General features: G+C 61.1%; 23 protein-coding genes, 1 tRNA gene and 6 pseudogenes. 11 read left to right on the top strand and 19 right to left on the bottom strand.

Annotated elements, in window-relative coordinates; genetic code table 11:
* The first annotated feature begins 61 nt into the window (after positions 1–61).
* Positions 62–144: transfer RNA gene (locus ACKFRT_RS08355), tRNA-Leu, on the top strand.
* Between the two features lie 149 nt (positions 145–293).
* Positions 294–1,673 (top strand): IS3 family transposase, encoded by a 1,380-nt coding sequence (locus ACKFRT_RS08350; protein WP_408924681.1) that lies wholly within the window; start codon positions 294–296, stop codon positions 1,671–1,673.
* 72 nt (positions 1,674–1,745) lie between these two features.
* Here the strand turns inward: ACKFRT_RS08350 and ACKFRT_RS08345 are convergent.
* From ACKFRT_RS08345 to ACKFRT_RS08335, 3 genes and pseudogenes are all read right to left on the bottom strand, one after another.
* Positions 1,746–2,181, bottom strand: a pseudogene (locus ACKFRT_RS08345) (IS6 family transposase); the annotation flags it as partial.
* A gap of 93 nt (positions 2,182–2,274) precedes the next feature.
* On the bottom strand, positions 2,275–2,490 hold the full coding sequence (locus ACKFRT_RS08340; RefSeq protein ID WP_408926130.1) for a hypothetical protein: 216 nt from the start codon (positions 2,488–2,490) through the stop codon (positions 2,275–2,277).
* Between the two features lie 363 nt (positions 2,491–2,853).
* Positions 2,854–2,913: pseudogene (locus tag ACKFRT_RS08335) on the bottom strand (hypothetical protein); the annotation flags it as partial.
* A gap of 200 nt (positions 2,914–3,113) precedes the next feature.
* Here ACKFRT_RS08335 and ACKFRT_RS08330 point away from each other — a divergent pair.
* Complete coding sequence (locus ACKFRT_RS08330) at positions 3,114–3,416, top strand: hypothetical protein (protein WP_408926129.1); 303 nt, start codon at positions 3,114–3,116, stop codon at positions 3,414–3,416.
* Entirely contained in the window at positions 3,413–4,777 is a 1,365-nt protein-coding gene (locus ACKFRT_RS08325) for an MFS transporter (RefSeq protein ID WP_408926084.1), read from the top strand. Before ACKFRT_RS08330 ends, ACKFRT_RS08325 begins: the two co-directional genes overlap by 4 nt.
* A 171-nt stretch (positions 4,778–4,948) precedes the next feature.
* Here the strand turns inward: ACKFRT_RS08325 and ACKFRT_RS08320 are convergent.
* The 6 genes and pseudogenes from ACKFRT_RS08320 to ACKFRT_RS08295 form a co-directional block, all read right to left on the bottom strand.
* Positions 4,949–5,661: pseudogene (locus ACKFRT_RS08320) on the bottom strand (IS6 family transposase).
* Positions 5,662–5,928: 267 nt separating this feature from the next.
* On the bottom strand, positions 5,929–6,543 hold the full coding sequence (locus ACKFRT_RS08315; RefSeq protein ID WP_408924974.1) for a YdhK family protein: 615 nt from the start codon (positions 6,541–6,543) through the stop codon (positions 5,929–5,931).
* A gap of 47 nt (positions 6,544–6,590) precedes the next feature.
* Positions 6,591–8,825, bottom strand: coding sequence for a copper-translocating P-type ATPase (locus tag ACKFRT_RS08310; RefSeq protein WP_408924973.1), 2,235 nt, complete (start codon positions 8,823–8,825; stop codon positions 6,591–6,593).
* Between the two features lie 52 nt (positions 8,826–8,877).
* Positions 8,878–9,204, bottom strand: a complete 327-nt coding sequence (locus ACKFRT_RS08305) for a heavy-metal-associated domain-containing protein (protein WP_408924972.1) — start codon at positions 9,202–9,204, stop codon at positions 8,878–8,880.
* Positions 9,205–9,344: 140 nt separating this feature from the next.
* Positions 9,345–10,471 (bottom strand): annotated as a pseudogene (locus tag ACKFRT_RS08300) (sensor histidine kinase).
* Positions 10,468–11,190: a response regulator transcription factor gene (locus ACKFRT_RS08295; protein WP_408924971.1), complete on the bottom strand. Its 723-nt coding sequence runs from the start codon at positions 11,188–11,190 to the stop codon at positions 10,468–10,470. The pseudogene ACKFRT_RS08300 and the gene ACKFRT_RS08295 overlap by 4 nt, the downstream one beginning before the upstream one ends.
* A gap of 404 nt (positions 11,191–11,594) precedes the next feature.
* Between ACKFRT_RS08295 and ACKFRT_RS08290 the strand changes: the two genes are divergently transcribed.
* Both ACKFRT_RS08290 and ACKFRT_RS08285 read left to right on the top strand, forming a co-directional pair.
* The gene (locus tag ACKFRT_RS08290) at positions 11,595–12,170 is read left to right on the top strand and encodes a CueP family metal-binding protein (protein WP_408924970.1); all 576 of its coding nucleotides are present in this window, start codon (positions 11,595–11,597) and stop codon (positions 12,168–12,170) included.
* A gap of 71 nt (positions 12,171–12,241) precedes the next feature.
* Positions 12,242–13,722 (top strand): annotated as a pseudogene (locus ACKFRT_RS08285) (multicopper oxidase domain-containing protein).
* On the opposite strand, the gene ACKFRT_RS08280 reads toward ACKFRT_RS08285, so the two are convergent.
* From ACKFRT_RS08280 to ACKFRT_RS08255, 6 genes and pseudogenes are all read right to left on the bottom strand, one after another.
* Positions 13,700–13,987 (bottom strand): integrase core domain-containing protein, encoded by a 288-nt coding sequence (locus ACKFRT_RS08280; RefSeq protein ID WP_408926083.1) that lies wholly within the window; start codon positions 13,985–13,987, stop codon positions 13,700–13,702. The pseudogene ACKFRT_RS08285 and the gene ACKFRT_RS08280 overlap by 23 nt on opposite strands.
* Positions 13,988–13,989: 2 nt before the next feature.
* The gene (locus ACKFRT_RS08275; protein WP_408924969.1) at positions 13,990–14,478 is read right to left on the bottom strand and encodes an IS3 family transposase; all 489 of its coding nucleotides are present in this window, start codon (positions 14,476–14,478) and stop codon (positions 13,990–13,992) included.
* A gap of 162 nt (positions 14,479–14,640) precedes the next feature.
* Positions 14,641–14,839: pseudogene (locus tag ACKFRT_RS08270) on the bottom strand (hypothetical protein).
* Between the two features lie 27 nt (positions 14,840–14,866).
* The gene (locus ACKFRT_RS08265) at positions 14,867–15,058 is read right to left on the bottom strand and encodes a hypothetical protein (protein WP_408926128.1); all 192 of its coding nucleotides are present in this window, start codon (positions 15,056–15,058) and stop codon (positions 14,867–14,869) included.
* A complete protein-coding gene (locus tag ACKFRT_RS08260) occupies positions 14,983–15,252 on the bottom strand; it encodes a DJ-1/PfpI family protein (protein ID WP_408924968.1) in 270 nt (89 codons plus the stop codon). The genes ACKFRT_RS08265 and ACKFRT_RS08260 overlap by 76 nt, the downstream gene beginning before the upstream one ends.
* Positions 15,245–16,201, bottom strand: coding sequence for an NAD(P)/FAD-dependent oxidoreductase (locus ACKFRT_RS08255; RefSeq protein WP_408924967.1), 957 nt, complete (start codon positions 16,199–16,201; stop codon positions 15,245–15,247). Before ACKFRT_RS08255 ends, ACKFRT_RS08260 begins: the two co-directional genes overlap by 8 nt.
* Before the next feature lie 96 nt (positions 16,202–16,297).
* Here ACKFRT_RS08255 and ACKFRT_RS08250 point away from each other — a divergent pair, with 96 nt between their 5' ends.
* From ACKFRT_RS08250 to ACKFRT_RS08240, 3 genes are all read left to right on the top strand, one after another.
* Positions 16,298–16,801, top strand: a complete 504-nt coding sequence (locus ACKFRT_RS08250) for an FBP domain-containing protein (RefSeq protein ID WP_408924966.1) — start codon at positions 16,298–16,300, stop codon at positions 16,799–16,801.
* A gap of 161 nt (positions 16,802–16,962) precedes the next feature.
* The gene (locus tag ACKFRT_RS08245; protein ID WP_408924965.1) at positions 16,963–17,253 is read left to right on the top strand and encodes a hypothetical protein; all 291 of its coding nucleotides are present in this window, start codon (positions 16,963–16,965) and stop codon (positions 17,251–17,253) included.
* Between the two features lie 78 nt (positions 17,254–17,331).
* Positions 17,332–17,913 (top strand): hypothetical protein, encoded by a 582-nt coding sequence (locus ACKFRT_RS08240; protein WP_408924964.1) that lies wholly within the window; start codon positions 17,332–17,334, stop codon positions 17,911–17,913.
* 53 nt (positions 17,914–17,966) lie between these two features.
* Here the strand turns inward: ACKFRT_RS08240 and ACKFRT_RS08235 are convergent, their stop codons facing one another.
* Entirely contained in the window at positions 17,967–18,401 is a 435-nt protein-coding gene (locus tag ACKFRT_RS08235) for a TA system VapC family ribonuclease toxin (RefSeq protein ID WP_408924963.1), read from the bottom strand.
* Positions 18,388–18,627, bottom strand: a complete 240-nt coding sequence (locus ACKFRT_RS08230; protein WP_408924962.1) for a hypothetical protein — start codon at positions 18,625–18,627, stop codon at positions 18,388–18,390. Before ACKFRT_RS08230 ends, ACKFRT_RS08235 begins: the two co-directional genes overlap by 14 nt.
* Positions 18,628–18,987: 360 nt before the next feature.
* Here ACKFRT_RS08230 and ACKFRT_RS08225 point away from each other — a divergent pair, with 360 nt between their 5' ends.
* Positions 18,988–19,338 carry a transglycosylase family protein gene (locus ACKFRT_RS08225; protein WP_296110685.1) on the top strand — a complete coding sequence of 117 codons (351 nt, stop codon included), beginning with the start codon at positions 18,988–18,990 and terminating at the stop codon, positions 19,336–19,338.
* A gap of 26 nt (positions 19,339–19,364) precedes the next feature.
* On the opposite strand, the gene ACKFRT_RS08220 is transcribed toward ACKFRT_RS08225, so the two are convergent.
* Positions 19,365–20,132 (bottom strand): PaaI family thioesterase, encoded by a 768-nt coding sequence (locus tag ACKFRT_RS08220; RefSeq protein WP_408924961.1) that lies wholly within the window; start codon positions 20,130–20,132, stop codon positions 19,365–19,367.
* A gap of 159 nt (positions 20,133–20,291) precedes the next feature.
* Between ACKFRT_RS08220 and ACKFRT_RS08215 the strand changes: the two genes are divergently transcribed.
* On the top strand, positions 20,292–21,092 hold the full coding sequence (locus ACKFRT_RS08215) for an HNH endonuclease family protein (RefSeq protein ID WP_408924960.1): 801 nt from the start codon (positions 20,292–20,294) through the stop codon (positions 21,090–21,092).
* Positions 21,093–21,102: 10 nt separating this feature from the next.
* Here ACKFRT_RS08215 and ACKFRT_RS08210 read toward each other — a convergent pair whose 3' ends face one another.
* A complete protein-coding gene (locus ACKFRT_RS08210) occupies positions 21,103–21,738 on the bottom strand; it encodes a DNA-3-methyladenine glycosylase (RefSeq protein ID WP_408924959.1) in 636 nt (211 codons plus the stop codon).
* Between the last annotated feature and the right edge of the window lie 23 nt (positions 21,739–21,761).

Raw genomic sequence — 21,761 nt, 5'->3', positions numbered from 1 at the left:
CTTCAGCAGGCAAGACAGTGTAAACACTGTGGTGAATACCATGTGTCCTACATAGTCACTCGGGCGAGTGGCGGAATGGCAGACGCGCTGGCTTCAGGTGCCAGTGTCCTTCGGGACGTGGGGGTTCAAGTCCCCCTTCGCCCACAGCAAGCAGTTGAACAAACTGCACTGCCGGAGGTAGAAAACCCGAAAGGGAATGCTACCTCCGGTTTCTTTCGTTTTCTGGTGTATAAGAGTCAAGGACGGGTTAAAGGACAAAAGGGGATGCGGACGGAATCTTGGAGGATTCCATCATGAACCGCTCATACACCAAGGAGCAGCGACGCAGAGCTCTGCAGGTTTACAAGCGCACTCAATCGGTGACCAAGACCGTCCGTGAACTTGGTTATCCAGGGCGATGGACGCTGTACAAATGGTTGCGTGAACCCGCCAAACCTGGTCGACCCCGCAAACAGTCAAAAACATTGACCCGCTACCCGTTTGAGGTCAAGCTTCGTGCTGTTGAGCTCTTCAACGCTGGTTGGAGGCCAGCTGACATCGCTGTGGAATGCGAGCTGCGCTCAAAGATGAGTGTCTATTCTTGGGCACAACGCCACCGTGAAGAGGGAAAATGGGGTTTGATGTCGAAAAGAGAACGCAAAGAGCACACTCGCATGCCCACCCGAGCAGCATTCGAGAAATCATTAGCCGATGATCCTGCAGAACTGAAAAAGCAAATGGCTCAACTGCTCGTTGACAAGGCTGTTTTGGAAAAGGAGCTGGAACTTGTAAAAAAAGACGTCAGCGTCATCCCGGGTCAGCTCAGCAATAAGCACAAGGCTGAAGTGGTTGACGCGTTACGCGGCGAGTTTCCGTTATCTATGCTGCTTGCTGCTATTGATCTTGCGGTATCAAGCTTCTACTACCAACTCCAACAGCGATTTGCTCCGGATAAGCACGCGCATATCCGCGAATTGCTTCATGAGATTAGTTCTGAGTCGAATAACACCTACGGCTATCGCCGACTTTGGTGGGAACTGCGCCATCGCGGGATCGTTATCAGTGAGAAGGTCGTCCGCCGTCTCATGCACGAAGAGGGAATTCGTCCCTGGTTCCCGAAACGAAAGTGGCGTTACTCCAGCTATCAAGGGGAAATTTCTCCCGCACCACCTAACCTGGTGAACCGCAATTTTCATGCTGAGCATCCAAATCGGTTGTGGCTGACTGACATCAGTGTTTTCGCTACTAACCAAGGTCGCGTGTACCTGTCTGCCATCATCGACTGTTTTGACGGGAAGGTCGTGGCAGCAAAAACAAGTGTTCATCCCACCATGGAGTTAGCAGAAGAAACTTTGTGCGCAGCAATCGCAACCGAAAAGCCGGCAATGGATGGCTCCTTGGTGATTCACTCAGACCGCGGAGCACACTATCGAGGCAGCAGCTGGCGAAGTATGACCGAGAAGTTCGGAATACTTCGCTCGATGTCGAAGAAAGGTTGTAGCCCCGACAATGCAGCATGCGAGGGGTTCTTCGGCCGAATGAAAAACGAAATGTACTACGGCAGAACCTGGCAGAACCCCCAAGAGCTCAAAGAAGCAATCGCGACATACATTGAGTTCTACAACGATTACCGAATCAAGATCAGCCTCGATGGTTTGAGCATTGCCGAATACCGAAAAGTCAATGTAGCGTGAGATTGAAACTGTCCAAAAAAACGTCCGCATCCCCTTTTGTCCATTAACCCTCAGGGCTGCAGGTGCGGGGATGGCTAGGGAGGCTGCTTTATCGGTGTTGATCGCTCTGGGATACTCGGCTGACGCATTGGATTTGAGGGCCTTGGTCAGGAAACGCTTCGCTGCGGCCACGTTCCGCTTCGGAGAGAGGTAAAAGTCCAGGGTCTGGCCACCGACGGTGATCGCTCGATAGAGGTAGCACCACCCGCCGCCGACCCGGATATAGGTCTCATCCACCCGCCAGGAACTGGCCTGCCAGTCAGGTACCTGTCGGTACCACCGTGTTTGCTTGTCCAGCTCACGGGCGTATTTCTGGACCCAGCGGTAGATCGTGGTGTGATCGACTGGCACGCCCCGCTGAAGTCATCATTTCCTCCAGAGCGCGGTAGCTTACCCCGTAGCGGCAGTGCCACCGCACTGCCCACAGAATGATGTCACGGGGGAAATGACGACCGGAGAAGATACCCATGGCTGTGATTAGTTCACGTCGCTCTTCCTACTGCCCCAACTTTGCAACAGCACCTCTCATCCTGTTCCGACCGGCTTTCGATCGTCCGAAAGGTCACGTCGGTGCCAAAGAACGACTGAAGCCCTCAGGGACGGCTGTCGGGCAATTGAGGGAGATCCCCGCGTCGTTGAGCGCTGCCCGCCCGGCGGGAGTGAGACGCACGGCCCGGGTACGACCCCTGCGGGAAAGCCATTCCTTATCCAGCAGAGTCTTGCAGATTCCCGTGCCGAGAGGGCCGGCGAGGTGGAAGCGGCGTTCGGTGGAGTCCATGCACGACCTGCCCGTGTCGAGCATCTTCGGGGGCACACCCCACTGTATGAACAAGCGATGACCTTGATTAGTGACCTGACAGTGCGAGTCGATGAACTCGTGCTCTTCCAGTTGTTCAGCCAGGCGCACCCCGAGCTTACCGGCGAGGTGCTGATAACAGGTGCGGCCTTCACGTAGGTTCGCATTCGCCCGTGACGCGCTGAGGCTGTGAGGAGTAGGCAGGGGCGAGCGGGCGACCACGCCAAGGCTCTCGACCACTCGTGCGATGTCTTCCCCGGCCAGGCGAATGTAGCGGTGCCGGCCCTGCCGAATGTCATGGACGAGACCGTGGGTGACGAGCACGTCAACATGCTCGCTCGCCGTCGACCGGGCCAGGCCCGCGTACCTGCCCAGTTCACCAACCGTCCAGGCCCGCCCGTCCATGAGCGCAGCACACATGGCCGCCCGCGACGAGTCAGCCAGAGCCGACGCGACTGTCGAGATATCCGGGACCGCTTCAGGAAACACGCGCGCAACCATGTCTCCAGTGTGCACCCGGAACTGTTCGGTGACGACCGAACAGTCGCAGGCGTAGTTTGAACTCACCAGATTCATTGCATCAGGAGACGAAGGGAGCGATCGCGATGAACGGGGACCGCCAACGGCTACGCGGGCACTACGATGAGGACTTCTACTGGGAACACGTTGACCGCAACCTGGGTTGGCTCGACGAGGGCCCCCTCGTCGCCCAGCAACTCCTCGCGCTCACCGGGGGAGAGACGGCCAGGGAGATCCGGGACATGCACTTCGCCGCGTCCTGGCGCCTGTTCGATCTGGTGCTGCCGACACTGCTGGACCGGTCCTACCGGACCTGGGATCAAGACCTGAGCAAGCGCACCTACTTCGGCCACCCGCCCGCCGAGGCTTCGCTGGAGTCTCGCGTATGACCGCGCATCGGCGCACGGCGCTGGTCGCGACCCTCCTCGGTTTCTTCATCGTCATGCTCGATACGACCATCGTCAATGTCGCCCTCGCCGAGATCGGCACTGACCTCGACATGACGGTGGGCTCACTGCAGTGGGTCGTCGACGCTTACACCCTCGTGTTCGCCGCGTTCCTTCTCACAGCTGGGGCCGCATGCGACCGTCTCGGGGCCCGCAGGGTCTACCTCGCTGGCCTGGTGGTCTTTGCTGTGCTCTCGGCCGTGTGCGCCCTCGCTCCCACAGGCGGGTTCCTCGTCGCTGGTCGCGCCGTCCAGGGCGTGGGCGCGGCAGCGATCGTGCCGGGCTCTCTGGCATTGCTGTCGGCTGTGTACGACGATCCGAAGGAACGAGCACGCGCCATCGGGCTGTGGGGCGGCGCAGGAGGTGCTGCCGCCGCGATCGGACCGGTCCTGGGCGGAGCGCTGGGGTCGACGATCGGGTGGCGGGCGGTGTTCTGGGTCAACCTCCCCATCGTCGCTATCGGCTGTCTGCTCACCTTGTGGGCAATTCCCGCGCTCACGGGCAGTCGCGCGAGACGGGTGGACCTACCCGGACAGGTGCTCTCCGTGCTCACGCTGGTGGCAGTAACCTATGCAGTCATCACCGCAGGCGAACACGGATGGTCACCCTGGCGGGTAGCCGTGCTGATCGCCGGGGGCGTCTTCCTCGCCCTGTTCATCATCGCAGAGCGACGACACCCGGACCCGATGCTGCCGATGGCCTTGTTTACTCGTGCCCGGTTCTCCGTGGCCGCAATGGTAGGGCTCGCGCTCAACATCAGCTTCTTCGGACAACTCTTCGTGCTCTCCCTCTTCTTCCAGCAGTACCTGGGATACGAGCCGTGGCTGGCAGGCCTCGCGCTGGCACCACAGGCGTGCAGCGCCGTGGTCGCGTCACCGCTGGGCGGCCGTGCCGTCGCCCGGTGGGGCGCGTTCCCCACCATGCTCACCGGCCTGGTAGTCGGCACGATCGGCTTCAGCAGCCTCGTGCTGCTCACCGCAGAAACCCCTTACGTGGTGGTCGCGGTGTTGACCTTCACGGCTGGATTCGGGATGGCCTTCGCGATGCCGGCCGCGACCTCGGCCGCAGTGGCCTCGGCCCCGCCGGAACATGTCGGCATCGCAGGAGGAGTCATCAATGCTGCCCGCCAGACCGGCAGCGTCGTCGGCGTCGCAGTCCTCGGCGGAATGGTCGCCAGTGGAGCGTTCCTCACAGGCTTCCACACAGCCGTCGCGGTTGCCGGTGGAGTCTTCGGTGCCGCAGCGCTCGTAGTTGCTGCCACCATCATCAGTCACCTACAGGAGCCAGTTACACCTGAAGTTTAGAATCATTGTGTGATGAAACACCATCGGAGGAGGTCGAAGAAGCCGCCAGTCGAACGCGTACTGTGCTCCGAAACTGGTAAACGCGAATACGAGGGTGCTGTTGCAAAGTTGGGTGGAGAACCGCGAACACTCCTTTCTTCGTCGCCTGGCCAGCATTATGGCCCAGCCTGCTTAGATATTCTGGAAGACCCGGTTGACGATCACCGCGTCCGGGTTCGGTTGCCCGTAGGCAAACATCGCGCCTTGCCCTTTCCGCAATGAGTGCATCGCCTCCATCCCTTTCAACGTCCGATATGCAGATGTCCGGTTCTTAAACGCGCCTTTCGGCCCGAGGATCCGTTTCAACCGACCATGGTCGCCTTCCAGGATGTTGTTGAGGTATTTCACCTGCCGGTGTTGCACTGTTGGCGGGCAGATTCCCTCTGACTTCAACTCGGCGATTGCCCTGGCTAGGGAGGGTGCTTTATCGGTGTTGATCACTCTGGGATACCCGGCTGACGCATTGGATTTGAGGGCCTTGGTCAGGAAACGCTTCGCTGCGGCCACGTTCCGCTTCGGAGAGAGGTAAAAGTCCAGGGTCTGGCCACCGGCGGTGATCGCTCGATAGAGGTAGCACCACCCGCCGCCGACCCGGATATAGGTCTCATCCACCCGCCAGGAACTGGCCTGCCAGTCAGGTACCTGTCGGTACCACCGTGTTTGCTTGTCCAGCTCACGGGCGTATTTCTGGACCCAGCGGTAGATCGTGGTGTGATCGACTGGCACGCCCCGCTGAAGTCATCATTTCCTCCAGAGCGCGGTAGCTCACCCCGTAGCGGCAGTACCACCGCACTGCCCACAGAATGATGTCACGAGGGGAAATGACGACCGGAGAAGATACCCATGGCTGTGATTAGTTCACGTCGCTCTTCCCACTGCCCCAACTTTGCAACAGCACCCAAAGCCCTGGAATGAACTCCTGTCACCAGGGTCATTCCAGGGCATATTTCCCTGACTAAGAGAAGCAGTGACACAGAAGGTCTACCTCAGCGTGGGCCCTGTGGGCGTGCAGGTTCCGTGTGTGGCTGGTGTGCTGCGGCATGGTCGGCAGCGATTGATGACCGACTCTGGAGCGGGTGCCTTGTCTGGTCTCGCGGTTCAGGGTGGGTGGACTATTCGGCGGGTTGGATCTCGCTCTCGGTGACCCACTTGTGGTTGGTCATCGTCATCCCGTCGACGGTGAGATCAACCATGTAGACCGTCTCCTCGGTGGAGTAATCGATGGTGGCCTCAGCACCCTTCATGCCGGACATGTGCTCGGCATCCAGGACAACGCTCGCCCCGTCGGGCAGGGGGGGCTGACCCGGATCGACGAGCTCCTCATGGACGACCCAGCGGTGGTCGGTAACCGGGGCCCCACCCTCGGCGGGGGTGTAGCTGACCGAATAGGTCGTGGTGTCAAACGCCCCGGAAATGGTGGCGGTGGCCCCGTCCATGCCGGGCATGTGGTCAGCGGTGAGGATGACCTCGGTGCCCACCGGGTACGTGGGATCCTCGGCCTCTTCAATGCCTGCCGGCGGTGCCCCGCCGTCGGCAGGGTGGTCGTGCCCGCCGTGCTCTTCGTCGGCAGTGGTGGTGTCTTCCTGGTGGGTCTCGTTGGTCTCTGCGGTTGCCGTCGTGGTGCTGGTGGTGTCGGCATCGTCGGAGTAGTCGGTGGCGTCGCTGCAGGCGGTCAGCGCCAGGGTGGAGGTCAGTACCAAGGCGGCGAGGGTAATGCTGCGTTTCATGAGCGTTCCTTTCAAAGGTGGTGTGAGTTAGGGGTCGAGAGACAAGGTCAGTCAGTAACGGTTACGGGGGATATCGACCCACTGTGTTCCTCCTTCCCGTCGGTCGGAGCCAGGTGAGCCGGCTCCAGATCAATGCGGCGCAACAGCTGGGCGTTCAGAGCCACCACGATGGTCGAGGCAGACATCAAGATCGCGCCCACGGCCGGGGACAGCACGAACCCGATCGAGGCGAGCACTCCGGCGGCCAGCGGCACGGCGAGGATGTTGTAGCCAGAGGCCCAGATCAGGTTCTGGATCATCTTGCGGTAGCTGGTCTGGGACAGCTCAATCATCGACAGCACTGCCCGCGGGTCATCACTGGCTAGGACCACCCCGGCAGATTCCATGGCCACATCCGTGCCGGCACCAATGGCGATACCGACGTCCGCGCGGGTCAGAGCGGGGGCGTCATTGACACCGTCACCGACCATGGCCACGCTCAAACCCCGGTCCTGCAGCTGCGTGACCTTGGTGTCTTTGTCCTGGGGCAGGACCTCGGCGAAGACCTCATCAATGCCTAGGTCCTGACCAACCGCCTGGGCCACCTGTTGCGCGTCGCCGGTGATCATCGCGACCTTCACCCCGCGTTCCTGCAGGGCTTTCACAGCGGCGCGGGATTCGGGGCGGATCTTGTCCTCGACGGCCACCGCACCGATGATCTGACCGTCGCGGACAATATGGAGCACACCGGCCCCACGCCCGGTCCAGGCACTGGTGGTGTCGGTGAGCTCGGCCGGGGTGGTGAGGTTGAACTCGCGCAGCATGTTCGGCCCGCCCACGAGGATCTCAGCGCCATCGACAGTGGCCCGGACTCCCCGGCCGGAGGCGGCGCTGAAACCAGTTGCACGGATTTGCCGACGGGAGGCCTCGGGATGGGCGGCCGCGGCCGCCACGATGGCGCGGGCCACGGGGTGCTCGCTGTCGGCCTCCGCGGCGGCGGCCAGGGCCAGCAGCTCGCCCTCGGTGACGCCGACAGCTGCCACGACACCGGTGACCGCGTGCGCACCCTCGGTCAGGGTGCCGGTTTTGTCGAAGAGCACCACGTCGATTGTGCGCATCCGCTCGAGCGCTATCCGGTCCTTGATGAGCACCCCGGATTTCGCGGCCCGCTCGCTGGAGATCGCAATGACCAGCGGAATCGCCAGGCCCAGGGCATGCGGGCAGGCGATGACCAGCACCGTGACCGTGCGCACCACGGCATCGTCCGGGCTGCCGATAATGGTCCACACCACCGCGGTGATCAGAGCGGAGATCAGCGCGAACCAGAACAACAACGCCGCCGCCCGATCCGCCAGGGCCTGGGCCCGGGAGGAGGACTCCTGGGCGTCGGCAACCATGCGTTGGATTCCGGCCAAGGCGGTGTCCCCGCCGGTAGCCTCCACCCGGATGCGGACGGTGTTGTCGGTGGCCACGGTACCGGCGACCACCTTGTCACCGGTGTCGCGGAAGACGGGACGGGATTCGCCGGTGATCATCGCCTCATCGAATTCGGCGGCTCCGTCGAGGATGGTTCCGTCGGCCGGCACCCGGGCACCGGCCCTCACCAGCACGACGTCGTCGACGACCAGCTCGGAGATGGCCACGGTGCGGGTGGTCCCGTCGATGACTTTCTCGGCCTCATCCGGCAGCAGGGCAGCCAGCGCGTCAAGCGCGGAGGACGCGGCCCCGAGAGCGGACATCTCCAGCCAGTGGCCCAGCAGCATGATGGTCACCAGCAGAGCCAGTTCCCACCAGAAGTCCAGGTTGAAACCGCCCAGCCCCAGAGTGGTGACCCAGGAGGCGACAAACGCCACGGTGATGGCCATGGCGATCAGGAGCATCATCCCGGGTTGGCGGGATTTCAGTTCTTTCCATCCGCCCTGGAGGAAAGGCGTTCCGCCGTAGACGAAGATGATCGTGCCCAGCACCGGGGGGATCCAGGTGGATCCGGGGAATGCCGGGAGGTGGTAGCCGAGCAGGTGGGCGACCATGGGGCTGAAAATAACGACGGGAATGGACAAAATCAGCGACCACCAGAAGCGGTCCCGAAACATTGCGGTGCTGTGTCCGGCGTGTTCGCCGTGACCATGAACGTGATGGTCTTCGTCCAGGGCGGAGTGCGGGTGATCGTGGGGCATCGCCTGGCCGTGGGTGTCGGCATCCGCGTGGTGTTCGTGGCCGGCATGATCCGGGTGATAGGTGTGGTCTGTTTCCGGAGCGGGGTGATCACCATGGTGACCACCCGAATGGTGGGGAGTGCTCATGACGTTCCTTTCCACTCAACCCGGTCGGGGTCGAGATGATGGGTAAAACTGATCAGGATAAGACCGTGTAGCCGGCCTCCTCGATGGCCCGGCGAACCATCTCCGGAGGTACGACACCGGTGACCGTGACGGTGGAAACACCACCAGCAGCGAGATCAATCTGGACGTCGTCGACCTGGGGGAGGGCCTGAAGGGCCTGGGTCACGCTTTTCGCGCAGTGCCCGCAGGTCAGGCCGGTGACCTGGTAGTTAGGGGAGGACCCTCCTGCTGACGAGTCGCTGGTGGCAGGGATGGAGGCGGTGTCGGCACGTGAGGCAGGTCCGCAACAGCTGCAGCCGTGGGAGGCCATCGGCAAGAGGCGGGACGGGGAGGTGATCATGGGAAAGCTCCTTCGGTTCGGTGGGGTGCGGCGATGCCGCTCTCTAGCGTATACCCCCCGGGGGTATATTTTCAGTATACCCCCAGGGGGTATATTTTCAAGGGGTGGAGGGCACGGCCCTCACGCGGGGCAGGGTGTGGTCACCGAGCAGCCTCCTCACTGTCGGGAGGGGACAGCGGGAGGCGGAGGGCAAACACCGCTCCGCGACCGGGTCCGGGGGAGGCGGCGGTGAGAGTGCCGCCGTGGGCCTCGATCAATGCCTTGGAGATGGTCAGACCGATACCGGCCCCGCCGTTGTCCCGGCTGCGGGCGGCATCCCCCCGGTAGAAGCGTTCGAAGATGTGTCCGAGCTGGTCAGGTGGGATGCCCTCGCCGTCATCGGCGACGTGGATGAGCGCGGTGGACGCCCCCTGTCGGTGGACGCTGATCCGGACCTGCCCGCCGGCCGGGGTGTGCCGTAGCGCGTTCGACAGGAGATTGCTCATCACCTGGCCAAAGCGTTGCCGGTCCACGAGCACCCGGGCAGTGTCCGTAATGGTCTCGACCTGTAAATCGACGCCCTTGTCAGCATAAGCTTCCCCCGCGGCAGCAGCGGCGGTATGGAGCAGATCCCCGAGCCCTTCCTCCGCCAGGTCCAAATCGATCCGGTGTTCCTGGGCCCGGGAGACATCGTCAATGTCTTCCATCAACCGGGTCAGGCGGGTGAGTTGGTCAGCCATGATCGTGTGGGTGGCATTATTCCAGTCCACGACCCCGTCCTGGAGACCATCGAGGTAGACCGTGAGCACCGATAAGGGGGTGCCCATTTCGTGGGCCAGATCAGAGAGCATCTGGCGGCGAACCTGTTCGGTGTGTTCCAGCCGGTCGGCCATGGTGTTGAAGGCATGCGCCAGGGTGGTGACCTCGGGGCCTGCTTCTCCGACGGGCACGCGGATACGGGAGTTGCCGGCCGTCAGGCTGGTAGCGGCGCGGGTGAGATCCTGCAGGGGGTGCGCAGACGACGCGATAACCACAGGCTGGCCAGCAGGGCGCTGATCAAGGCGGTGGGCAGGGCGACGGCCAGGGTGATCAGGTTGGCGCCCCGGTAGGCCTGCTCGGCATGGAACAGCTCCAGCGAGGGGTCCTCCCGGCCGGTCATCAACATATGATCATGGAACAGGGTCGGACCCACCATCGTGGCCACGGCCGCGGCCACCAGCAGGCTAATCACCACGACCAACACTTGGGCGGCCAGGAAGCGGAAGGTCAGGCCGGGTCCGTGATTCATGGCTGCCCCACCCGGTAGCCCACGCCACGCACGGTGTCGATAAACCCCCGGCCCCGGGTGTCGGTGCCGAGCTTGCGACGCAAGTTGCCGATGTGGACATCGACGATGCGTTCATCACCGACCCAGGTGGTGTCCCAGACCTCGGTGACCAGGTCGTTGCGGGTCAGCACCTGGCCGGGGCGCAGGGCCAGGGCAACCAGCAGCTCGAACTCCGTGCGGGTGAGCCCCACGGTCGTCTCCCCCACCCGCACCTGATGGGCGACGGGGTCAAGAATGAGGTCACCAACGATCAAGGGGGTGGTCACCTGCGGTGGGGCGGTGCTGGTGCGCGGGCGGCGCAGCACCGCATGCACCCGGGTCACCAGTTCCCGGATGCTAAAAGGTTTGGTGATGTAGTCATCCGCCCCCAGGGTCAAACCGCTGATCTTGTCGTCCTCGCTGCCACGCGCGGTGAGCATGAGGATGTAGCAGTCCGAGAAGGTGCGGATCCGTCGGCACACCTCCAGGCCGTCGAGTTCGGGCAGCCCCAGATCCAGCACCACAACATCGGGGGAAAAGCGACGGGCCTCGTCCACGGCCTGGGTGCCGGTGTGCGCCTGGCGGGTATCGAAGCCGGCCCGGATGAGGTAGGAGGTCACCATCTGAGCCAGGGGTTGTTCATCATCGACGACCAGCACCCGCCCCGGGGGCGTGGCGGTGGTCGGTGTGCGGTCAGCCATAGACCCCAGTATCGCTTCGGCCAGGGGGGAATACCACCCTCGCTCAGTGCCCGGCGGGGAAATCTTCATCAAATCTTCAAACATCACCCTTCGACCGCCGTCACCCCTGTGCGCCACCCCGGGCCGGCGGCATCGCCTCCCCTGGTCGGTTCAGCAGGCGCCACCAGGGATTTCACTGCCTGCACCGCATACCCGGGGCGGGTAGAAGGACATCACCCACGGCTGTGGGGTGGTGACCCGGTGGTGACCCAGCCCACCGAATTCACCCCCTTTTCGCCCTCTTATAAGGCTGTGAGCAGGGTTTTTGATTTCTAGTCCGTCAGGCACCAGTGCTAGATAAAGGTATGGCATCGACCTTGAGGCGGTGTCTTCTCACGGCCTTACCACGATCCAAGGAGATTGACGTGAAACGAGCAGCGATCGCAGCCGCCACCCTTGCCCTCGCCCTCACGGGGTGTTCGGCCGCCGACCCGGAACCCACCGCCGACGGGACGGTGTCCCAGGATACATTCCTGACTACCCATGGCCTGGCCGACATGGACGCGGTGGAGATCATTGATCACCTCGACCGGCAGAAGGTCACTGAGCGTCCCACGGACCTGATCGCCTCAGTGCGTGCCGATGAACTGCTGCTCTCGAGCGATGATCAGGAAGTCGTGGTCGATCTTCCCGACAATCAGACGTATGTCTCGATCGCACCCTATCTCACCTCCACCCACGACTGCTTCTACCACAGCCTCACGACCTGCCAGGGGGAACTCGACAATGAGGATATCCAGGTCACGATCACCGATGAGGCGACCGGTGAGGTGCTGGTGGACGAGACGACAACCACCTTCGACAACGGGTTTATTGGCTTCTGGCTTCCCGATGATGCCACCGGCCTGATTGAGGTCAGCTACCAGGGGCGTACCGGCACCACGGAGTTTTCCACCGCCGACGACGGTGCCACCTGTGTCACAGACCTGCGCCTGACGTGATGGCTCAGCAGGGTCCTCACCTGCGCCTGTCTCCCGTGTCACTGAAATCTTGTACCAAGGAAAGTTAAATCATGACGAACGCGTTTTCCCGACGACAGTTTCTGCTCGGCGGGCTCGTCCTCGCCGGCACCGGGGCCGTGGCCGCCTGCACCAGTGACCCTGGACCCGCTGCCTCGGCACCGGGTCCCTCCCTTCGCCCCACTCCCACCCCCACTACGCTCGGTGAGCCGACGGTGCGCCGGACACTGACCGCCCGGCCCCTCTCTCTGGATATCGGCGGCATCGAAGCCAAGACGTGGGGATACGTCTCTGACACCGGGGATGCGGCCATTGAGGCCACCGCCGGCGACGTCCTCCAGGTCGATATCACCAATGAACTGCCTGAGAGCACCTCCATCCACTGGCATGGCATCGCACTCCACAACGCAGCCGACGGTGTGCCCGGCATGACCCAGGACCCCATTGAACCTGGCGAGTCTTTCTCCTATGTTTTTGAAGTCCCCCACGGTGGCACCTACTTCTACCATTCCCACTCCGGCCTGCAGCTTGATCGCGGCCTCCACGCCCCACTGATCATCCGTGACCCGCAAGACGCTGAGGACCAGGACGTCGAGTGGACCATCGTGCTCGACGACTGGGTCGATGGCATTCATGGCACTCCCGACGATGAGCTCGACAAGCTCACCGGAATGGGTTCAGGCGACCATAACGGGAAGAAGGGGATGGGAGGTCACGGCCAGATGATGCACGGCTCCCCGGACCGGGTACTGGGCGGGGATGCCGGCGATGTGATGTATCCGCACTACCTCATCAACGGACGTATCCCCCGTGCTCACCGGACCTTCGAGGCTCGCCCTGGCGACAAGGCCCGCCTGCGGTTTATCAACTCCGGCGGTGACACCATCTTCAAGGTGGCCCTCGGTGGTCACCGCATGACCGTCACCCACACCGACGGCTTCCCCGTCCAGCCCCGGGAGACCGAATCGATCTACCTGTCGATGGGCGAGCGTGTCGACGTCGAGGTCATCCTCGGCGACGGCATCTTCCCACTCACGGCTTTGGCGGTGGGTAAAGACGACCGCGCCTTCGCCGTCATCCGCACCGCCGGCGGCCAGGCCCCCACCCCGATGTCGACTTCCCCGAGTTGTCGTCCACCGGACTGCTTCTGTCCTCCCTGAAGCCAGCAGACCGTGCACTCCTGCCCGAGGGCACACCAGACCGAGAAGTCAGCATCGACCTGGGCGGGCAGATGATGCCGTATGAATGGAGCATTCTCACCGACGGCCAATCCTCCTCCGCGACCGTGCAGGAGGGTCAGCGCCTGCGGATGGTCATGCGCAACAGAACCATGATGCCCCATCCCATGCACATCCACGGCCACACGTGGGCGCTGCCCGGCAGCGGCGGGCTACGCAAGGACACCGTCCTTCTCCGCCACGGTGAAACCATGATCGCCGACCTGATCGCTGACAATCCCGGTGAGTGGGCATTTCACTGCCATAACGCCTATCACATGGAAACCGGGATGGTCAGCTCGCTTCGCTACGAGTAACCCCCACAGTAGGGTTGAAGTGCCCCGAGTTTTGTTCCAAGGCATTTGCCTTGATTTCTATTATTTCTTGCGGCGGGTTCTGCTTCCAAAATTCGGTTTCCACTTCGACTGGGGTTCGGTATCCCAAGCTTTGGTGAAGTCTCGTCTCGTTCCACCATGACACCCACTCGAACGTCGCGATTTCTACCTCAACAACATCATCCCACCTGCGACTATGGATTAGCTCGTTCTTGTAGGAGCCGTTAACGTTTTCTGCCAAGAGCATTGTCATAAAAATCCCAACGGTTCCGGTGGAAGCGGCACTCCCGTGCTGGGCAAGTCGCTCGTTGACACCACGCTGACATACTGTGAGCCGTGATCTGAATGGTGAATGAGACCTGTTGTTTCCTCAGCACACACGATCGCCTGGTTGAGCGCTTGAAGTCCGCATCGAATCCGATAACGCCCACCCAACGATCCGTCGAGAGTAAACGTCGGTGACAAATGCGGCGTACACAAAGCTTTTCTTCGTGCGCACGCACGGCGAAGAGCATGCCACATTTTCCGCACACCGTAAACGCCGTAATTATCCCGATGAACGGTTCTCATGCGTTCGACCAGCACAGCATCACGAAGACGGCGAGCACTTAATCCACGGGCCTTGGACTGGCGATACCCACGCGAGGTAATGAACCCACCAGCCCGTTTATTTTTCAACGCCTTACAGATAAACTCGACAGAGAAACGATTCCGGTATTCATCGATGAACCGGATCATTTCCGACGTCTTGGGTCGAATTCCGACGCGAAAAAAGCCGAGGCAGCCTTCAGCAGCTCATTAGTGTCGCGTAGTTCCTGATTTTCACGGCGTAGCCTCGCGTTCTCGGCGGCCAAATCTTCAGGCACAGGTTCTGGGACGTTTCCCGCACGCCGGGCAGGCTTAAGTCCATTGACGAGCTGTGTGCCATGAAACCTCCAGCTTTGGGGCTACTGCCTGGCACGCGGCTTGCATCGACATATTTTCCGCCAAGATGCGGTCTTCCACGAGACGGACCACACGGTCCTTCGCATCCTGGTCAAATTTCCTTGGCATGTTCCAGATTTTCCCATCTACTCAAACGGAACAAAACCTGGGACACTTCAGTCGGCGTTTGTTGGGTTGAACGTTATACCGCGAACGGGTCGTGCTCGGGGTCGCTGTCAACTTGAATCTCTAGGTCATGGGCGATCTTCTCCGCAAGTGGAGCGCCGAAGAAGTGGGAGACGAAGGCGACGGCCATATCTATACCCGCTGCCACACCGGACGACGTCCAGCGATCTCGGTCGTGTACCCACCGGGGACGATAACGGTGTCGCACACGAGGGAATCGAAGGTTGTGTCGGGGAGAATCTTCACACCTTGGGAGCTGGCTACAGGTTCCCCATCCGCGGATACAAACTTCACTTGAAGGCCAGGAACCTTGGAGAAAAATTCGGCAGGGCCAAAGACATCTAGCAGCTCAAATCCGTCGAAAAGAATAAACGCTACGCTCTGTGGTCGTTCGTTATTCAAGAGCCCGCCCTCGAACCTGCTGCAGCTCTTCGTCCAGCAAGAATTGATCGATCGCGATGGCGGTGGCCACGCCTGTGCCCATTGCCTGAGACACCTGGTCAGGGGAGCTGGTGACGTTGCCTGCAGTCCATAGGCCCGCCACGGAGGTTTTGCCATTGGGCTGTCGTACAACCCAGCCATTGTCGGATTCGCAGCCGGCGGCTAGCAGTAGTTGATCATTGGGGTGGAAATCCGGGCCCGTGAAGCACGCCTCGAAGGAGCGGGTAGTAGAGGCGGAGCCGCCAGCTTCGTTGGGATTGGTGGTGTTCACCAGAACTCCCGTTTCCGATTCTGGGACGGGCTGCACGCGGGAAATGGGGGCGTCTATAAGAACAACACCGCGCTTCTCGAACAATGCGCGGTCAGCTTCGCTAAGGGAAAGACCGTTAGTGAAGAACGTTACGCGATCGGTCCACTTCCGCATCAGGTGCACCATGCGCACCGTAAACCCCGGGTTCGCCCCACCAACGACGGCAAGGTCGCGCCCACGGACCTCGTATCCGTGGCAATAGGGGCAGTGGAAAACTCGTGATCCCCAAAGCTCACTGAGTCCCGGGACGTCCGGCAGTTCGTCGGTAATGCCCGTCGCCATGAGTACTTGTCGAGCCGGAAACTGTCGTCCGTCGGCCGTAGTGGCCGTCCATGCGTTGTCTGTTTGCTCGAGTGAGGTGACCTCATCCTGGGTTACTTCACCGCCGAATGTCATGAATTCGTTGCGCCCTTGGTCGAGTAGCTTCATTGGGTTCGCCCCGTCGCGCCCCATGATGCCGTGAGAGTGGGTGCTGTAGCGATTTCGGGGCTTGCCGTTGTCGATGATTCGGACGGTCCGCTGAGCTCGGGCGAGGGTAACACCCGCCGCAGTGCCCGCGAACCCCCCGCCGATGATGAGTATGTCGAGTGGTTCAGTCAAATTATGCGCCATGATCTGCTCCCTTCGAGGATTGTTATACTTGGCCACCGTACCTGCATGTTTGGTGCAATTCTCGCGACGGAAAGGTGGAGTATCGTGCAGACCTACTCTGAAAAGGCAATTCGGAAGAGCTTTATCAACTGCTCTAAGGGTGCCGCTGCGCGCATCAACATTCCGGCACACGTTCTGGGAGCGGACTGGGGGAGCCAGGTGTTTGTGAGTTGGGTGGACCCCAAGGCGCCTCAGAGGGCCTACCTCGTCGCGGAGACCGTGCAGGGTTTGCAGGGTCTCACCATGGAGATCCGTAAAGCGCCGACGGGCGGTGGGGCGCGTATGTGCCAGATCTGCCGCACGCTGCACCCTTCGAGTGGCGCCTCACTGATGTCGATCGTCACCACGAAGTCCACGCAGGATAACTACGGCAGCATCGGTACGTACATGTGCAGTGATTTGGCGTGTGTGGATTATGTGCGCGGAACGAAGACTCCGGACGGAACCACGCAGATGACGGAGACGCTAACGGTGGAGGAAAAGGAAGAACGTCTACTCGCCAACGTTCGTAGCCTTATCGCCAGTGTGGAAAATCGGCTGAAGAAATAGTACTTGCGTGCAGCGCCGACGGTTTCTCATCAATATTTAATGAAAACGTATTGACAACGTAGCAGGTGAGAGGACAATATGGAAAGTGTCGAAGCAACCTACTGGCCCGCCTAACCCATGGACAGTGGCTCCATGGTTGCCCTGTATTGAAGGAGTTCATCATGAGCTGTACCACCCACGCCGACCATGATCACAAGCACGGCCCGAACTGCGGCCACGCCGCCATCCCACACGGCGACCACGTCGATTACGTCCACGACGGCCACCTGCACCGCGAGCACGAAAGCCACTGGGATGAGTGTGAGACCACCGAGCACCAGGTTCACGAGGATCACGACCACGAGCACGGCCCGAACTGCGGCCACGTTGCCGTTCCGCACGGCGATCACGTGGACTACATTCACGACGGTCACCGCCACGCCAAGCACGGTGACCACTGGGACGATCACTAAAGCTGCGGAGAGGGGTGACTACTCAATAGTCACTCCGGTAACATAGGCCACCTGAAACGCCGGTGAAAGGAGCGTTAGGTGACGTACCCGCAAGGAAACGACGATCAGACTCGCATGTTCAACACGCAGGGCAATGGCGGTTATGGTGGCTACAATTCTGGCTACAACAACCAGCAGCAGTACCCGCAGGGTTATAACTCTGGCTACAACCAGCCCCAGCAAGACCCGCGCGAAGGCCTGCTGGCCGGTCGCTACGACGGCAAGAAGGTTGCGATGAACCTCATCGTCCTCGCCGTTCTAGCCGCAGCTGTCACTTTTGCTGCGGTGTTCATCGTGGACCTCCTGGTGAGCTTCATTCCAGGTGAAGCGTCCGCAGGCGTGGGGCCTGCTGTGCTGACTGGAGTGATTGCGGGCGTCATCGGCGTACTCGCCGGACTCCTGTACATCCCGGTTTCCGGCACCGGTAACGAGCACCTCTTTGGCATGGCCGTGATCGCGCTGGCATCAGTTGCCGCGATCGCATGGGTGCTCGCAGGCGGACTTCTGAGTGGCGACTGGGGGACGTTGGTCACGCTCACGGGTATTGTTTGCACCGCCGCAATCGCGTACGTGGTGCCTTCCCGCATCGAATCGGCTGCGGTCTACGGCCCGCGCCGATAAATCCACTGTTCCAGTGAATTTCCCGCTTGGAGAGCAATCCGAATCGAGAGTTGCTACTTTCCTTCGCTAATGCTGTTCCAGCGTAGGTTGGAGAAGCGGGCAAAACCTTGATCGTCGCTTATTAAAGTTGCCTCGTCTGCAATGACCGCGGCGGCAATCCATGCGTCGGGAATATCGTTACCGCAGAGTTTATGCAGCCGCACGATCTCGTCGAAGATGTCCCAAGAGGTGCTCGCGGGGTGCAAAAGCATTGCGTTGGGGGAAGCGAGAACTGAGTTGATGGCTCCTGTAGCCTGCTCCGGGGTGAGAGGCACTGCAAAAATCCGAGGGTTCGTCATGATTCGGATAAACCCGGTCGCAACCACGTCGAGTATTCCGACGGATTCTCGCTGAGAGAGCGCCTTCTGCAGCCACTCCTTAGCTCCATTGTGGCGGGGTGCGGAGGAGCTGAATGCGTTAATCAGAACATTGACATCAGGAACGATCATCGAGCGCCTCCCAGAGTGCATCTTTATCGTCGATGTCTACGAGCATGGGGCCGCAGTCGAACACTGGGAGAGAAGCGCCGTCTGTTTGTTGCGGAGGGTTTTCAGCTTGCTTAAGAGCCGTTCGAATTACCTCTTCCACGTAGGAACTCAAGGTGAGGTCGTTGAGCTTTGCTTGCTGTTTAGCCGCCTCTAGGACTTTCGAAGGAAGATTGATTGTGGTGCGCATGTATACAAGAATATTCGCCATCAAAGCATCAATCAATGGGTGCAGTGATGCATTTTCCTGGTGAGGGGCATTTTCTTGGTCTTTAAATGGCGGAATCCAGCCAGTAAGCGGATCTAAGAAGCCCCTTAATTTTCGTTATCAATCCGAGATTATTTCGGGATTTAGCGCTTTTTCGGTTGACGCACCCCGGGGGAGAGTGCGTAGGTTTGCGTGCTTAGTGGCAGCCGCCCGGCAAACACCCGGGGCGCGATACTTCGCGTAACTGCCAGCGTGCAGTCGCAAAGCGCGGCCGCGTAGACATCAAACAATCGATATGAGGCCAGCCACCCGGCCGGCTTCGCAGAAGGAGTTTTCGTCTACATGAATAAGTCCGTAAAGACCGCTTTCGCCCGCATCGGCATGGCCGCAGGCCTGGTTGCTGCCCCGGCAGCCGCCGCAGCTGTGGCAGCCCCGGCCGCACAGGCCGCACCGGTAAGCGCCTGGGATCAGGTTGCGCAGTGTGAGTCCGGTGGTAACTGGAAGATCAACACGGGCAACGGCTACTACGGCGGGCTGCAGTTCAGTGCTCAGACCTGGTCTGGCTTCGGTGGCACGAAGTACGCCCCGACCGCTAATCAGGCCACGAAGGCGCAGCAGATCGAGATCGCCGAGAAGGTCCTGGCCACGCAGGGTGCAGGTGCTTGGCCGAACTGCGGCAAGGTGCTCGGCTAATAGCTTGAGCTAGGTATCGGACTAACTTAAGCGTCCAGGTATTTTTCGGGAATATCCAGAGCCACCAGGTCCTCCCGGGACTTGGTGGATTTTTCTAGCGCTACCTGCACTACGTGTCGCATCTGCTCTTCGGGATCGGGGATGCGGCGCTGTTCGGACATCAACACAGTCAGGATCTCTGGCTGATCCTTGAAGCAGTGCCATACCACCGCGTTGGCCAGCGATTCCAGCACCAGACCACGCGGCTGCAGGGCCTGCTTCGGGCGCTCGGCGCGCTGTCCGCCACCACGCGGGCGGACGTGCAGATCCTGCTGGCCGATGCCCACGACGGAGCCATCCTTGTTGTAAATAACGGAGGTGTACGGCACGTTGCAGTAACCGTCCTCGTCGACGGTGGTGGTGATCCAGTCGATCAGCTCGGGCGTGAGCTCCACGTCCATGTACGCCCCGCTGCGGCCCGGCTTGAGGAATTGGAAGGTGCCGGTGCGAGTCCAGGCCTCATACTTGGTGCCGAGCCGACGGGCAATAAGGGTGCCGAACAGCACGTCCGTCATGGAAAACAGGGTGCCGCCGAAGGCAGCGCCGTGCATGTTTGCGTTCCACCAGCGCAGGTTCAGCACGATTCGCGAACGCGACCAGTCTTGCGAGACGCTGGTCATCTTGATGCCGGAAAATAGCAGCGGCGGCCATAGGTTCATCATGCGCCGCATGCGGTCCGGCTTTTCGGTCATTTTGTTCACGAAGGCCGGAACTGCCTTCATCTGTGCCTGGTAAATCTTCTTAAGTGGTTTCATGATGCGTTAATGCTACCGCGAGACCGCCAGCGTTAGGCAGGTATAAAAGTATTCTCTTTTTGTGACGCCACTACGTTAGCGCCGGGTCGCACGCATGTTCGACCCTTTAGGTGGATGATCGTCCGGGGCTGTCCGCGGCGATTGCTAGCGTATTGGGCTATGAGCAAGAGGGTAAGTGGGCGGGTATCCGCCCGTGCAGCGGCGCTGCTAGTAGGCGTGAGCTTGCTCCTCGGTGGTTGTGCCGAGGGGACGGAGTTCCTAGAAGACGGAAGTTCGGCGTCACAAAGCTCGAACGCGCCGGTAGAGCCAACCGCAGAAACGGTACCGGAACAGTCGGAACAAGCCGAGCCACCAGAGCCACCAGAGCAGCCAGCGCAGCCAGAGCGGCCCACAGTACCGGAACGGTCACTGCACCAGAAGAACATGCTGGACCTGCTGGAAACGCTGGCGGTCAAGGGGCGCGCGCCGAAGACGGGCTACAGCCGCGATCAGTTCGGCCAGCGGTGGAAGGATATCGACCGCAACGGTTGCGACCAGCGCAACGACGTACTCGCTCGCGACCTCACCAACGTGGACGCGCCAAAGGGTTGCAAGGTGCTCGCTGGTGATCTGCAGGATCCCTACACTGGCCAGCACATCCACTTTGTCCGTGGGCAGAAAACCAGCCAGGCGGTGCAGATCGACCACGTGGTGGCGCTGGCCGATGCCTGGCAGAAAGGCGCGCAGCAGCTTACCCCGGAGCGGCGCGAGCAGTTTGCCAACGATCCGCTGAATCTGCTGGCCGTTGACGGACCGTCGAATATGCAGAAGGGTGCGGGCGATGCCGCGACGTGGCTACCGGCGAATAAGGCCTTCCGCTGCACTTATGTATCCACGCAAGTGCGCGTGAAGGCGGAATACCAGCTGTGGGTCACGCAAGCGGAGAAAGATGCGATCCAGCGCGAGCTGGCCCGCTGCTAGGGCACTGTGACTAGGGGGTGTGTAGAGGAACTCCCTGGCCAGGCCCGCGAGGGCTGGAGACGCTGCGGTCGCCAGGGACCCAGAAGCGTAGCGGCGCATCGGCGTTTCTGGTGATTCCGATGCGTTTGCCACGGGTTATCGGCGGGGCAGACACGCGCGGGGTAAGGCTAAATGGGGCGGCGGAAGACGTGGCGTCCATAGAAGAAAACACCTGATCAACAACCGAACCGTTAAGGTCTAAGGTTAGCCCCAGTGCCGCGCCTAAGTTCCCAGGGCCGCGTGCGAGCGCCTCGCTGGTAGGTTTCGGTCCACGCCGGGCACGAGCGACGTCAAGACCCTCGATAACTCTACCCGCGCGGAGCAGCACTCCGCCGGCCTCGCCATCCGGACTACACACTAGATTGCCGGCGCGATGGATGCCGTAGCTGGCGTATACGTAGAGGTGCTGAGGAGGGCCGAACATTACCTCACAGCGCGGGGTCGGGCCTTTGAAGGCGTGGGAGGCTGCGTCGGCCGTGCCTAGGTATGCTTCGACCTCAGTCAGCTCTATAGCTACCCCGCCGTGGCGCAAGACCGCTCCCAGCAGAAGCGGGGCAACCACGTCGGCGGGTTGGGTGAAGTCGATTCTCTGTGCTGTCCGATCCATGTGGCCATTGTGGGGCTATTTCT

This window comes from Corynebacterium jamesii (assembly GCF_046097395.1).
GTDB lineage: Bacteria > Actinomycetota > Actinomycetes > Mycobacteriales > Mycobacteriaceae > Corynebacterium.
The sequence above is the reverse complement of the archived record's forward strand: the minus strand, read 5'-3'. Positions and strand labels throughout refer to the sequence as shown.

Bases quoted from the DNA above. Each gene is read 5' to 3' on its own strand.
- ACKFRT_RS08350 (WP_408924681.1), top strand. From the start codon at position 294: ATGAACCGCTCATACACCAAGGAGCAGCGACGCAGAGCTCTGCAGGTT.
- ACKFRT_RS08340 (WP_408926130.1), bottom strand. From the start codon at position 2,490: ATGGACTCCACCGAACGCCGCTTCCACCTCGCCGGCCCTCTCGGCACG.
- ACKFRT_RS08330 (WP_408926129.1), top strand. From the start codon at position 3,114: ATGAACGGGGACCGCCAACGGCTACGCGGGCACTACGATGAGGACTTC.
- ACKFRT_RS08325 (WP_408926084.1), top strand. From the start codon at position 3,413: ATGACCGCGCATCGGCGCACGGCGCTGGTCGCGACCCTCCTCGGTTTC.
- ACKFRT_RS08315 (WP_408924974.1), bottom strand. From the start codon at position 6,543: ATGAAACGCAGCATTACCCTCGCCGCCTTGGTACTGACCTCCACCCTG.
- ACKFRT_RS08310 (WP_408924973.1), bottom strand. From the start codon at position 8,825: ATGAGCACTCCCCACCATTCGGGTGGTCACCATGGTGATCACCCCGCT.
- ACKFRT_RS08305 (WP_408924972.1), bottom strand. From the start codon at position 9,204: ATGATCACCTCCCCGTCCCGCCTCTTGCCGATGGCCTCCCACGGCTGC.
- ACKFRT_RS08295 (WP_408924971.1), bottom strand. From the start codon at position 11,190: ATGGCTGACCGCACACCGACCACCGCCACGCCCCCGGGGCGGGTGCTG.
- ACKFRT_RS08280 (WP_408926083.1), bottom strand. From the start codon at position 13,987: ATGCTCTTGGCAGAAAACGTTAACGGCTCCTACAAGAACGAGCTAATC.
- ACKFRT_RS08275 (WP_408924969.1), bottom strand. From the start codon at position 14,478: ATGATCCGGTTCATCGATGAATACCGGAATCGTTTCTCTGTCGAGTTT.
- ACKFRT_RS08245 (WP_408924965.1), top strand. From the start codon at position 16,963: ATGAGCTGTACCACCCACGCCGACCATGATCACAAGCACGGCCCGAAC.
- ACKFRT_RS08235 (WP_408924963.1), bottom strand. From the start codon at position 18,401: ATGATCGTTCCTGATGTCAATGTTCTGATTAACGCATTCAGCTCCTCC.
- ACKFRT_RS08230 (WP_408924962.1), bottom strand. From the start codon at position 18,627: ATGCGCACCACAATCAATCTTCCTTCGAAAGTCCTAGAGGCGGCTAAA.
- ACKFRT_RS08225 (WP_296110685.1), top strand. From the start codon at position 18,988: ATGAATAAGTCCGTAAAGACCGCTTTCGCCCGCATCGGCATGGCCGCA.
- ACKFRT_RS08220 (WP_408924961.1), bottom strand. From the start codon at position 20,132: ATGAAACCACTTAAGAAGATTTACCAGGCACAGATGAAGGCAGTTCCG.
- ACKFRT_RS08215 (WP_408924960.1), top strand. From the start codon at position 20,292: ATGAGCAAGAGGGTAAGTGGGCGGGTATCCGCCCGTGCAGCGGCGCTG.
- ACKFRT_RS08210 (WP_408924959.1), bottom strand. From the start codon at position 21,738: ATGGATCGGACAGCACAGAGAATCGACTTCACCCAACCCGCCGACGTG.